Source organism: Candidatus Saccharimonadales bacterium (assembly GCA_036388415.1).
GTDB lineage: Bacteria > Patescibacteriota > Saccharimonadia > Saccharimonadales > UBA4665 > UBA4665.
Genome location: DASVRW010000002.1, coordinates 465,091 through 477,386, shown reverse-complemented (window position 1 = coordinate 477,386; position 12,296 = coordinate 465,091). Strand labels below are relative to the sequence as shown.

General features: G+C 49.3%; 17 protein-coding genes. 14 read left to right on the top strand and 3 right to left on the bottom strand.

What is annotated here, in order from left to right:
* The first annotated feature begins 5 nt into the window (after positions 1-5).
* Both VF575_02680 and leuS read left to right on the top strand, forming a co-directional pair.
* Positions 6-533, top strand: a complete 528-nt coding sequence (locus VF575_02680; GenBank protein ID HEX8182486.1) for a hypothetical protein — start codon at positions 6-8, stop codon at positions 531-533.
* A 101-nt stretch (positions 534-634) separates the two neighbouring features.
* Positions 635-3,067: a leucine--tRNA ligase gene (gene leuS / locus VF575_02675; protein ID HEX8182485.1), complete on the top strand. Its 2,433-nt coding sequence runs from the start codon at positions 635-637 to the stop codon at positions 3,065-3,067.
* Here the strand turns inward: leuS and VF575_02670 are convergent.
* The gene (locus VF575_02670; GenBank protein ID HEX8182484.1) at positions 3,064-3,540 is read right to left on the bottom strand and encodes a hypothetical protein; all 477 of its coding nucleotides are present in this window, start codon (positions 3,538-3,540) and stop codon (positions 3,064-3,066) included. The two genes, leuS and VF575_02670, sit on opposite strands and share 4 nt — an antisense overlap.
* A gap of 162 nt (positions 3,541-3,702) precedes the next feature.
* Between VF575_02670 and VF575_02665 the strand changes: the two genes are divergently transcribed.
* The 11 genes from VF575_02665 to VF575_02615 all read left to right on the top strand — a co-directional run bounded on the left by VF575_02665 (position 3,703) and on the right by VF575_02615 (position 9,958).
* Positions 3,703-3,867: a hypothetical protein gene (locus VF575_02665; GenBank protein HEX8182483.1), complete on the top strand. Its 165-nt coding sequence runs from the start codon at positions 3,703-3,705 to the stop codon at positions 3,865-3,867.
* 113 nt (positions 3,868-3,980) lie between these two features.
* The gene (gene nusB / locus VF575_02660) at positions 3,981-4,616 is read left to right on the top strand and encodes a transcription antitermination factor NusB (protein HEX8182482.1); all 636 of its coding nucleotides are present in this window, start codon (positions 3,981-3,983) and stop codon (positions 4,614-4,616) included.
* A gap of 1 nt (position 4,617) precedes the next feature.
* Positions 4,618-5,190, top strand: coding sequence for an NUDIX domain-containing protein (locus tag VF575_02655; protein ID HEX8182481.1), 573 nt, complete (start codon positions 4,618-4,620; stop codon positions 5,188-5,190).
* 22 nt (positions 5,191-5,212) lie between these two features.
* A complete protein-coding gene (rnc, locus tag VF575_02650; protein ID HEX8182480.1) occupies positions 5,213-5,926 on the top strand; it encodes a ribonuclease III in 714 nt (237 codons plus the stop codon).
* 121 nt (positions 5,927-6,047) lie between these two features.
* Positions 6,048-6,431, top strand: coding sequence for a 30S ribosomal protein S16 (gene rpsP / locus VF575_02645; protein HEX8182479.1), 384 nt, complete (start codon positions 6,048-6,050; stop codon positions 6,429-6,431).
* A gap of 194 nt (positions 6,432-6,625) precedes the next feature.
* Positions 6,626-7,117 (top strand): KH domain-containing protein, encoded by a 492-nt coding sequence (locus VF575_02640; GenBank protein ID HEX8182478.1) that lies wholly within the window; start codon positions 6,626-6,628, stop codon positions 7,115-7,117.
* A gap of 75 nt (positions 7,118-7,192) precedes the next feature.
* Positions 7,193-7,846 (top strand): tRNA (guanosine(37)-N1)-methyltransferase TrmD, encoded by a 654-nt coding sequence (gene trmD / locus VF575_02635; GenBank protein ID HEX8182477.1) that lies wholly within the window; start codon positions 7,193-7,195, stop codon positions 7,844-7,846.
* A 33-nt stretch (positions 7,847-7,879) separates the two neighbouring features.
* Entirely contained in the window at positions 7,880-8,266 is a 387-nt protein-coding gene (sodN, locus tag VF575_02630; protein HEX8182476.1) for a superoxide dismutase, Ni, read from the top strand.
* Complete coding sequence (sodX, locus tag VF575_02625; protein ID HEX8182475.1) at positions 8,226-8,570, top strand: nickel-type superoxide dismutase maturation protease; 345 nt, start codon at positions 8,226-8,228, stop codon at positions 8,568-8,570. The genes sodN and sodX overlap by 41 nt, the downstream gene beginning before the upstream one ends.
* Entirely contained in the window at positions 8,534-9,268 is a 735-nt protein-coding gene (locus VF575_02620; protein ID HEX8182474.1) for a PIG-L deacetylase family protein, read from the top strand. The genes sodX and VF575_02620 overlap by 37 nt, the downstream gene beginning before the upstream one ends.
* Positions 9,269-9,691: 423 nt before the next feature.
* Complete coding sequence (locus VF575_02615) at positions 9,692-9,958, top strand: GlsB/YeaQ/YmgE family stress response membrane protein (GenBank protein ID HEX8182473.1); 267 nt, start codon at positions 9,692-9,694, stop codon at positions 9,956-9,958.
* Positions 9,959-10,052: 94 nt separating this feature from the next.
* On the opposite strand, the gene VF575_02610 is transcribed toward VF575_02615, so the two are convergent.
* Complete coding sequence (locus VF575_02610; protein HEX8182472.1) at positions 10,053-10,421, bottom strand: response regulator; 369 nt, start codon at positions 10,419-10,421, stop codon at positions 10,053-10,055.
* 75 nt (positions 10,422-10,496) lie between these two features.
* On the opposite strand from VF575_02610, the gene VF575_02605 reads away from it, so the two are divergent.
* On the top strand, positions 10,497-11,861 hold the full coding sequence (locus VF575_02605; GenBank protein ID HEX8182471.1) for an ATP-binding protein: 1,365 nt from the start codon (positions 10,497-10,499) through the stop codon (positions 11,859-11,861).
* Here VF575_02605 and VF575_02600 read toward each other — a convergent pair whose 3' ends face one another.
* Entirely contained in the window at positions 11,862-12,275 is a 414-nt protein-coding gene (locus VF575_02600) for a response regulator (protein ID HEX8182470.1), read from the bottom strand.
* Between the last annotated feature and the right edge of the window lie 21 nt (positions 12,276-12,296).

Genomic DNA, 12,296 nt, shown 5'->3' with positions numbered 1-12,296 from the left:
TAGTCATGGCAAAAGAGGATCTCGGAAGACTTGAACGTGAATATACGCTGGCCAAAGATCGGCATGAACGACTTGAAACAGCCGCTGAGAATATTCGGCGGATATTCGCTGGCGAGGGTCAAATTCCTGTTACGCAGTCAGCCGAAGGAAATAACCGGGTACGTGCATTTATACCAGATGAAGATGGCTATGCCGGTTGGACTGAGCACAATAAGTTTCTCGGATTGGTAGAAATAGCAGGCAGTGAACCTCAAAAGTATCAGGCGGAGCAACATTATCCAAATCTTTCAGATCTTGGAAATCCTACATATACATGGGATTTTAAGCCTGATAACCATGAATTGACAGTAAGTATTGTACAGACTGTCAATAATAACCCTCCGCTCGATATTGGTATTCCAGCCGATGATAAACAAGTGGAATTATTCCTGGGATCGACACGACAACTGCTGCGGGCGCGGCCGTACAATGACTATGAATTTCGGCGTTTAGGTGCAGATGAACATGCATTTGAGCACCCCGATCTCAAATAGTTGTTCAATGATATGGGATTTCATCTGCTTGGGGATTAATTGTTTGGGTAGGTTATAATTTTAAGGAATACTATTTCTCAGTGTAAGTAAGGACCGATCTCATGCAGCGTTACAATCCAAAAGATATTGAGCCGCGTTGGCAGGCAAAGTGGGAAGCTGACAAAGTTTATGCCGTCTCTGAGGATGCCAATAAGCCCAAAAAGTATATCTTAGAGTATTTCCCATATCCCAGCGGTGCTGCTATGCATGTCGGCCATGTTCGTAATTATACAATCGGTGATGTCTTAGCTCGCTACAACCGCATGGCTGGCTACAACGTACTGCATCCAATGGGCTGGGACGGCTTTGGGCTTCCGGCTGAGAATTACGCCATTAAGACCGGGATCAGTCCACGGCAGGCAATAGACGACAATACCAGTAAATTCAAACAGCAACTGATGCAAATGGGTTTCAGCTACGATTGGTCCCGCGAGATTGATAGCACCGATCCCGCATATTACCGCTGGACGCAGTGGTTTTTCCTGATGCTGTTCCGCCGCGGGCTGGCTTATCAGCAGGAGAGTTTACAGTGGTGGTGCCCGCATGATAAGACGGTACTCGCCAATGAGCAGGTAGAGGCCGGCCTGTGCTGGCGCTGCGGCAACCAAGTCGAAAAGAAATTGCTCAAACAATGGTTTTTCAAGATAACTGACTATGCCGACCGCCTGGCTGACGACCTCGAAGATCTTAACTGGAGTGATTCCATCAAATCGATGCAGCGCAATTGGATTGGGCGGAGTACGGGCGCTGAGGTAACGTTCAAACTAGTCGATGCGGACGAAGCAGTAACGGTATTCACAACGCGTCCGGACACACTATACGGTGCCACCTTCATCGTGCTTGCCCCAGAGCACCCGCTTGTTGCATCAATCACATCTGACGCTCAGCGCCAGGCAGTGCAGGACTACCGCGCTGCCACACTTGCTAAGAGTGATATTGAGCGGCAGGAAACCAACCGTGAAAAAACCGGCGTCTTTACTGGCGCCTATGCTGTCAATCCGGCAACCAAAAAAGAAATTCCGATCTGGATTGCCGACTACGTACTGAGCGGTTATGGCACCGGCGCCATTATGGCAGTGCCGGCTCACGACGAGCGCGACCATGCTTTCGCGACGACATTCAAGCTGCCGATTGTACGGGTCGTACAGAATGACGCGGCCGACGATGCCTGTTCGCATGACGAAGGCGTTATGATCAATTCCGGTATATATGACGACAAGCCGAGTACCGAAGCCCGCGAAAACATCGTAGCCGATCTCAGCCGCGCTGGTGTAGCTACGGAGCGCACGAATTATAAAATCCGTGATTGGCTAATCAGCCGTCAGCGCTACTGGGGCGCGCCGATTCCGATCATACATTGCCCGACAGACGGCGCAGTTGCCGTGCCCGACGACCAACTGCCGGTCATTCTGCCAGAAATACAGAGTTTTGAACCATCCGGTGACGGTCGCAGCCCGCTGGCCAACGTTCCAGAATTCGTGAGTACTACCTGTCCGACTTGCGGCGGTCCGGCCGAACGCGAGACGGATACCATGGACGGCTTCGCCTGTAGCAGCTGGTATTTCCTGCGTTTTGCCGATCCGCACAACAACGAACGGCCATTCGACACCGACAAGGCCAAGTCTTGGCTGCCCGTCGATGATTATATTGGCGGCGCCGAACACGCCGTTATGCACCTGCTGTACGCCCGCTTTTGGACCAAAGTCATGCATGACGAAGGGTTGATTGATTTTAATGAACCATTCAATACGCTGCGTAACCATGGTATGATCCTGGCGCCGGACGGCCAGAAAATGAGTAAATCCAAGGGCAATACCATTGAGCCGAGTGTCTTGATTGATCAGGGGTACGGCGCTGATTCGGTGCGGATCATGGAGCTCTTTATCGGGCCTTGGAACCAGTCAGCCGCCTGGAGTGTCGAAGGCATGGGCGGTGCTTTCCGCTTCCTGCAGCGCGTCTGGACGCTGGTCCAGGAATATAACGAAACCTCAGACCACAACGGCCCGGAATCTGCCGACTTACAGCGTGCAACGCACAAGGCTATCAAAAAGGTCAGCCAGGATATCGATACGCTTAGCTTTAATACCGGCATCGCCGCACTCATGGAGCTGGTGAACGAGCTGTTCCGTATCAAGGCAGCGCACAGCTATACGTCCTCGGACTGGAAGCCGACTTTGGAATCGCTCGTACAGCTACTGGCGCCGCTCGCGCCGCACATCACTGAAGAACTATGGCAGCAACTCGGCCACGACGTATCTGTGCACACCAGCAGCTGGCCGGTATATGACGAGCAATATCTGAGGCAAGACAGCATGACGATTGTCGTGCAAATCAATGGCAAACTCCGCGCCGAAATCAGCGTTTCGTCGGATGCCAGCCAAGATGACATCGTCAGTATGGCCCAGTCAGACAGCAAAGTCGTAGCTTACATAGCCGGGCAAATGATCAGAAAGACGATTTACGTGCCAGGAAAACTGGTTAATTTCGTTGTTTAGCTATTTTCTGAGCCAGGTACTCGATCATAAGGTAGGGGCGTGACCCGTGCCTCGTGTAATTGACTTTTAGCCACCCATACAATACCGTTCGGATCGGCGCATTTGTTGGCCAGCCAAGGCGATAAACTATCGCCGTTAAATCCGATAAAGGGCCCATTGAAATCACCCGGATTCTGAAGCGCATTTTTCATAGGTAAAAATTTGATCGATTCATCAAGTGTTGTACACAGATTTGAAGCACCATTATCGTTGCGGTCATACGCACGAGGCGTATGTCGGATATTTGTTCCTGCAGGTATTTCGCCTCGTGATATCTCAACGGGGTGGCTCTGCTGCATGAATTTATCAGCCGCATCCGAACCACCGCAGCCAGTGGCGAATGCCAGACTAGTGGCTGCAAGTGTAAGCGCACTGAGCGTTCTGCGCGTTGTAGCGCGGTTGTGTGGAGTATTTATCGAACGAGATCGTTCCATGGCTACTAATATACCACAAAAGACATAAAAAGTAAACAACAAAACAACTTTACATGCGAATATGCAACATTGAGCCTTGTAAACAAGGAGTTAATGAGCTATTATTAATGGCAACGCTTAGTATTAATAGATTGCACCTAATGCAGTCAGGAGATTATTTGTATGGGAAAACCAAAGAAACGAACTAGTCCACGAGCTACCGGCGCACGCCGTAGCCACTTACTGCTAAAGCTGGCACGAGCAGTTAACGCAAAATCACCTATCAAAGCTTACACGACCCGCCGTGAATCAAGCAAAAACCTCGGTAAGCCAGTCGCCAAAGTATAACGGTATGTTTATAAAAGCATGGGCATAATCGGCCCGTGTCGGCTATACTAAGAGGTACACACTCGTAGTCACTGGCATTTTGTAAACAATAATCTGTACGGAGCCTTAACAATATGGCATCAAATCGTCACCTCGGTCGTATTATCGCCCTTCAAACCTTGTACGAGGAAGAATTTCGGCGTGACGCCGCCGATGCGGAATTTGATCTGGGGGAAGTGCTCGAGCGTAATATATCGCGCTATGCTGAGATGGTCGATGACGTCGACTTTATTACAGATCTAGTTAACGGCGTTATCAAGCACGCTGCGACGCTTGATGCGACATTGCAGCCGATTGCACCGGAGTGGCCGATCGATCAGATTGCGCGCATGGACCGCATCGTACTCCGGATCGGCTTGTACGAGCTCCTCCATACTCAGGACGTGCCGCCAAAGGTTGTTATCAATGAAGCCGTAGAACTTGCCAAAGCCTTTGGCGGAGAAAATTCGAGCAAGTTCGTCAACGGTGTGCTTGGCACTGTCCTTCGCCAACGCAGCGGTCCAGCGCACAGCACGGGAAATGACACAGACGGAGATAATGCCGGTGTCGCTGCTGTCGACACGACTACCGGTACGGGTACTGCGGCTGCCAAAGTAGCCAAGGCAACAAATACTGCCAAAACCGCTGGAATCGGCAAAGCAGGCAAAGCCGATACTGCTGTTAAAACGGCCAAAACTGACAAAACAACTGATAAGGCGAAGGTAACCTAGCATGGCTGACGAGCCAAAGCCGAATGCCGATAACAGCGCCGCCAAGGATTCTGGCAGGGACCGCGGTCTTTTCGGCAAGCGTCCGGGCCCGATACAGGGTATTCGCGATTTTGTCGCTAAGCGCCGGCCATCGATTGACGAGGTTGTCCGTGAGACGACATCTGGCGGGATTGTGTTTCGGCATAACGACCGCACCAACCAAGTCGAAATTTTATTGATTCAAGACGCTAAAAACCGCTGGACGATACCCAAAGGCCACGTCGAAGAAGGCGAAGAGCCCAAGCAAACAGCTGAGCGGGAAATCCGCGAGGAGACGGGACTGCAGGAAATGAAAGTCTACAATTGGCTTGGCAAGGTTAACTTTCGCTACCGCCGCACACACACGCTGGTACTCATGACCATGCATATTTACCTGGTCAAAGGCCTGGCCGACACCAATCAGCTACAGGGTGAGGACTGGCTAACTGACATCAAATGGTTCCCATCTCACGAGGCAGTCGATAAGATCGCTTACGATGATATTGGCAAATTAATGCTACTCGGAATGAAAAAGATCCGCGACGCCAAATTATAAGATTAACAATAGAAATACCACCATGGATTACACACCCTATACCGAATTTTCAACCAAAGTACTTGGCGTCACCTTCAACGACATCGAACTGCTCATCACGGCTTTTACGCACCGCTCATACGTCAATGAACATAAAAAAACCGTTAGCGTACACAATGAACGGCTTGAGTTCTTGGGTGACGCAGTGCTCGAGCTGGTCGTCACCGAGTACCTCTACGGCAATTTTAATGACCCCGAAGGCGTACTTACTAACTGGCGCAGCGCCCTGGTTCGGACTGAGAGTATCGGTGCGGCGGCACTCAAAGCCGGCTTTGAGCCGCTACTTCGCCTCAGCCGCGGAGAAAAGCGCGGCAGTGACCGCGCCCGCGAACAGATCTTAGCCAATAGCTACGAAGCAGTTACTGGTGCGTTGTATCTGGACCAGGGGTATGATGCTGCCAAAAAATTTATCACAGAAACCATCCTCAGCACGTTCAAGCAAATTCTTGATAGCGGCTCATGGATGGATCCAAAGTCGCATTTGCAGGAAGTTGTCCAAAGTAAAGAAGGCTTTACGCCTGTATACAAAGTGCTTGAAGAAGTCGGCCCGGATCATGACAAGGTATTTACAGTCGGCGTATTTGTAAATAATAACCTGCGCGGCAGCGGCAGTGGGCCGAGCAAACAAAACGGGCAGCAGAAGGCTGCCGAAGCTGCGCTGGAGTATTATGCGGGTAAGCTTCCGACTATAGTTTGACCATTGATTGACAAAGGAGGTCCATATCTGTAAAATAGTGTGGAATACCTTATCAATGTGTTAAATCTCGTACTGAGAATATAAGAAAGTGAGAAGTTAGTCAGTTATGCTATCAATTCGAATGCAACGTACCGGTCGTAAGGGACACGCCATGTTCCGTATTGTGGTTCAAGAATCACGCCTCACTCCAACGAGCGGCAAAGTTGTCGCGCAGCTCGGTAGCTTCGATCCGCACAGCAAAACTGCTCAGTTGAACGTCGAGAAGGCTAGCTTATATCTCAAAAACGGCGCCCAGCCATCTGGCCGTGCTGCACTGTTGCTGCAAAAAGAAGGTGTCGAGCTTCCATCATGGGTTAAGCTATCGGATGCCAAGAGCCGCACGACTCGTCACCCTGATAAACTTCGCAAAAACCAGCCAGCTGCTGAAGCTGAACCGGCCGACGCTCCTACTGACGATGCGCCAGCAGACGCACCTGAAGCCGTTACCGGCACAACTGAATCCTAATAACTATCGTTAGTTATTGCCCCGTCTTTTTACAAGACGCGCAAATGACCGATAAATAGTCTGCTGTAAATGCAGCGTCAGAGTATACCAGACACTATGTACTACCGTCTATGAAGTGCCGTACAATGACAATACCGTTATTTTGCTATAATATTCAGCACACCACCACCTAATCCGAAAGAGGGAGTCCGGCTATGAATAGTAGTATTGACCAGCAATTTGTCGAGTTTGTCGTAAAATCACTCGTAAGTAATCCTGACGCTGTTATCGTCGATCGGCGTATTGATGAAAAAGGCGTTTTGCTGGAACTCACGGTAGATCCTGAAGATCTTGGCCGTGTTATCGGAAAACGTGGAGCTACGGCTCAGAGTATCCGGACACTGCTGCGAGCACTTGGTACAAAGAATGATGCCCGCTACAATTTGAAAATCGTCGATAACGGCGTCGGCGGCCATTCGGGCTCAGACGATGACAGTAGCAATGATAGGCGTGACGACTTACGCGACAATACAGCTCAAGATCGGTCAGAATCATCCTACGCGCCATCAAGTTCAACCGTTACCAAACCGCAGGACGATGATCTCGACGAAGTCGATACTCGTAAGTCGGCTTACGACACCACGGAAAGTGACGTTATCGCCAAAACTCGCAAAGAACTTGAAGCTTACGACGATTTAGATGTTTAGTATTTAGGTTGCTTACGACACTTTCAATAGCTGCTTTATTTGCAGAAAACACGATATTTATAGTATCATAAAAGTATGAAAATACAAGTTATAACCCTGTTTCCGGAGATGTTCACGGCGGTGCTCGGTACCAGCATGCTCTGGAAGGCTAGCGACCGTGGCATAGTGCAGTATGAGCTTATCAATCTCCGCGACTACGGCGCTGGTCCGCGAAAGCAGGTCGATGATACGCCGTATGGCGGCGGTGATGGCATGCTGCTCAAGCCGGAGCCGCTGGTGGCAGCAATTGAATTTGCCAAATTACAGGATCCGACAGCCCGGGTGCTGTTACCTACGCCGCGCGGTGAAATCTACAAGCAATCTGACGCTAAGCGCTTGGCAGCGGACGGCGGCGGCTTAATCGTTATCTGCCCACGCTACGAAGGCTACGATGAACGTGTTACTAAGTGGGTCGATCAGCAATACTGCATCGGCAATTATGTCCTAACTGGCGGCGAACTGCCGGCGATGGTTATTGTCGACTCGGTTGTGCGGCTGTTACCTGGTGTATTAGGCGGCGAAACCAGTACTGAAATTGAATCATTCCAGGACGACGACACCAGCGTCGAATTCCCTCAGTACACCCGGCCAGCCGAATTTCGCGGCGAAAAGGTGCCAGAAGTGCTGCTCGGTGGCCATCACGCTGAGATATTGAAATGGCGAAACGGCAACAGTAAACTTTCCTCTTAGGCTATACTGGTAGTATAACCGGAGGATACATATATGAAACTACTACCGTCGATCAAGCCCGTTTACGCTCACTGCGATTTGCCGTGCGGCGTGTACGACCCAGCGCAGGCCCGCATCGAAGCGCAGAGCGTGCTAAATATTATGAACAAGTACGAAAGTCTCGATGAGCACGGCAAAATGCGAGCGGTTCTTATTAAAGAAGAGCGGGCTGAACTCGCCAAGCATCACCTGTGGGTACTATGGACTGATTATTTCAAGCCGGAGCACCTGGAGCAATATCCGGATTTGCATGACAAATTTTGGAAAGCAACTAAGCAGGCTGGCGAGTGCAAGCACCACCTTGAGCCGGCAGAAGCCGAAAAACTGATCGCGATGATAGATGAGATTGCCGATATTTTCTGGGCCACCAAGAAGGCGTAGTAACTGGCTGATTGTGCGGCGCGTCAGTGGAGATAGCATGACTCCGACGCTTAAGCCTGGTCAAATTGTCGTCGCACTGAATCGTCCAAGCCGCAGTTATAAGATCGGCGACATTGTAATTTTGCACCGGAATAATCGGGATATCATCAAACGTATATCTCGCGTCAGAAACTATGAAGTGTATGTCGAAGGCGATAATCCGGGCCAGAGCACCGATAGTAGGCAGTTTGGTTGGGTCGGCGTACAATTGATAGCAGGAAAAGTATTATGGCCGACTCGACTACACAAAGCTTCCCAGCGTTAAATCCACAGAGTGTTTTGGCTGTTGTGGCCCATCCAGATGATCTCGACTTTTGCATGGCGGGAAGCTTGGCACGCTGGGCAGACGAAGGCACTGAGGTGTATTATCTGATTCTAACGAGCGGCTGCCGCGGCGGTGCAGACATAGAAGCTATGATGTCGCTCGGTGAAACCCGGCGTAGTGAGCAGCGGGCTGCCGGCGATATAGTTGGTGCAAAGGACGTATTCTTCTGTGATTATGAAGATGGCAAGCTCGAAGCTACCATGGATGTAAAACGTGATATTGTGCGTTATATTCGGCAAGTTACACCTGATGTTGTGCTGACAATCGATCCGACGGTGCTGTACGATGCAAAATTAGGTCTTGTTAATCATACTGATCATCGGGCTGCCGGACAGGCAGCGATTGACTCTGTGTATCCTTTGGCATGCAACCGTCCAAGTTTCACCGAATTACTACACGAAGGTCTTGAACCGCATCATGTGTCGACACTGTTACTAGTCAACGCCGAAAAACAAAATTTTTATGTTGATATGAGTCAGCAGTTCGCGCGTAAACAGGCAGCGCTCCAGGCGCACGCCAGCCAATGGCCTGGGCTTGAATCATCAGCAGTCATGATGACGACTATGGCACAGGAAGCCGGAGCGACGATCGGCGTGCAGTATGCCGAAGGCTTTGTACGTATCGATTTAAAAATCTAATTGACATTTATATTGATTAAACTCCTTAAACGAATGCGAATTATTTCGCTGTGAAGATGTTTGTTGTCTCGTACTATAGACGTAGCCTCAGTTGAGCAATCATATAGTAGCTCAGTGAGGGAGGCAACGACAATCGTGAAAGGAGGGTGCAACGTGATAGTTAATACATATGAAACTAAAGCGTTTGTATGTCTGCAAAGGCAGCAACTTAAGTCCAGGCTGGGCAGTTTTTATGCAAGCACACTGGATTCGAAGTTAGCCCGCACTTTTACTGATGACGTCGATTTGAGTCATGGCGCCGACCGGAAGCTGCACCAACAGAACCGTCCGGGTCAACGCGATGATGAGAATATCTGTACCTTAGGCAGAATGCTGCCAATATAATCAATTAACAAACCACGTCTGAACTATAAGGAGGACAATATGGGATTATTAGCATTTATCGTACTCGGTGCATTAGCAGGTTGGGTCGCTTCAATTATTATGGGCCGCAACGCTGAACAAGGCATCATAGGCAACATCGTCGTTGGTGTACTTGGTGCATTCCTTGGTGGATTCATCATGAACGCTCTTGGCACAACCGGCGTTAACGGATTTGATATTCGTAGCTTCTTGGTTGCATTGATGGGTGCAGTTGTACTGCTGTTCATCTACAATATGGTTCGCCGCGGTTCTCACCGTACCGTCTAATAGACGATAACCATTCCCTAACGAAAAGCCCGATCATTGATCGGGCTTTTTTGTGTGTACAGAGTACATCTATTATGTAGACTGTAAGCTATTACTACAGATGGCGGGCAATGTGATTGACGCGGGCCGCTAGCTCGCGGGGCGATGTATTTGCCTTCAAGATGTAGCGGTGAGCACCCAGCTTACGGGCTTCTTCGACTTGTTCATCTTCATTGAGATTACTGAGGATGATGATTGTCGTCTTTGGATACTTATCTAATTTAAAATTGCGAAGAAATTCAAGGCCGTCCATTTTGGGCATGAGCATATCGAGTAATATGAGGTCGGGAGTCAGGTCGTTGAGTTTTTCTAGACCTTCTTCGCCGTTGAATGCAGTCGTGACATCATGGCCATCCTTTTCCAGGATGAGCTTGTAAGCCTCGTTGAGTGTTTCGTTGTCTTCGACGATAAGTACTTTTACCATATCAAATATTGTATGCCATGGACACGGATATGTAAACTTCTGGTCCGCAAGGTGTATAGTAAACGTATAAAGGTCATGTACAAAATACATTTATTGCCAGCGCTAAAATTTGTCAATAAAGGCCTGCTCGCGATCCTCAGCCTACTTGTTCTAGCGACACTTGCATCTATACTTTTTCTTAGTTACGCACTGCTGAATCTTGATTCGCTGATTCGTAAAAGTGGTCAGGACGTTGGATCGGCGTTAATTCTGCAAGACTTTTTTATAGATTTGGAAGATGCTGAGTCGAGTGCCCGCGGTTATGTCATTACCGGCGACGATGCGTATCTTGATACTTATACTACTGCTCTCCGTGCTATACCGCGTAGCTTTGCGTCTATGCAGCCGCATTCGGAGCAAACGCACAATATTTCAGCGAGTCAGCTGAAAACGCTACAATCGCTGTCAAATGAAAGACTGGCTATATTGCAGCAAACGGTCGAGACGCGCCAACGTTCTGGTGAAGACGCCGCCCGTGCGGCCATGGCGAGTGGGGAAGGTAGGCGGATTATGGATGCTATTCGCGCCCAAGTCAGCGCGATTTCATCCCGGAGTTTGAATTCGATCCGGCCACAGCAACAGCAATCTGAAGACTATTTACAGCGGGCACTATGGGTTGCCGGAGCGGTAACGGTACTCGTGCTTGGGCTCTGTGTCGTTATCGTGCGCTACTTTCAATATGCCATACGCCGCGAACGAACGCTTGAGGGTACGAAAAATGAATTCTTATCCTTGGCGTCGCATCAATTGCGTACGCCGGCCACTAATGTTAAGCAATATATTGGGCTGCTGCTTGACGGTTATCTTGGCGACATCAGTAGCAAACAGCGCGATGCCCTGAATATTGCCTATAAAAACAATGAATCAGAAATCCGGATCATGAACGATTTGCTTGATGTCGCTAAGCTCGACCTTAAGCGAATTCATATCCGAAAGCAACGTGTCAATATTGTCGCCATCGTGAAGCAGGTACTGAAGGACTACGATCAACATAGCAGTGAACGGGAACAAACCTTGACGCTGCAGGCGCCAGACGAGCTGATGGCGGCTGTCGACCGGACGTATTTTAAGAGTGTCATACAAAAACTGGTTGATAATGCCATGAAATATTCACACGATAAAACCCGCATCAGTGTCCGCATTCGGGCGAACCCGGCTGACAATACCTTTAAAGTCATCGTGCACGATCACGGCTTAGGAATCGAAAGGCGCGAGATGCCGAAGCTATTTACTAAATTTACTCGCTTGGCCAACGAGTTTTCTGCGAATACCGAGGGAAGTGGACTGGGATTATACTGGGTCAAACAAATCATGGTTCTGCACGGAGGCACAGTAAAAGTCGTATCTCAAAAAGGCCGGGGTTCAAAGTTTATCGTCCAGGCGCCACTGGGCAATAAATAATCAAGAGGCAGTTTTGGCAGGTGCAGTTTTGGACTTTGATGTGCTGTCAGGTCCGAGCACGTCGGACACGATCTTTACCAGTCCCTGTGGAGCGGTCCAGGCTTTGATGATGCACTGATCGGCACCGAGCCGGAACGCTTCATGAATCTCAGACGCGTGTTCCAGATTGGTAAATATCAGTACTTTTACTTTTTTGTGCTTATTAACGACGTCGTATTCCTGCAAAAACTCAACACCAGATTTTACCGGCATAAGTAGGTCGAGCAGTATGAGATCTGGATCAAAATCGTTAACTTTCTTGAGTGCTTCTTCACCATTGAAAGCGGTTTGTACATCGTATTTTTCTTTTGTCAGGATCATGCGGTAAGCTGCATTCAAATCCTGGTCGTCTTCAACAATAAATATTTTTGCCACGTGCCTGTCTCCATCGGTTAG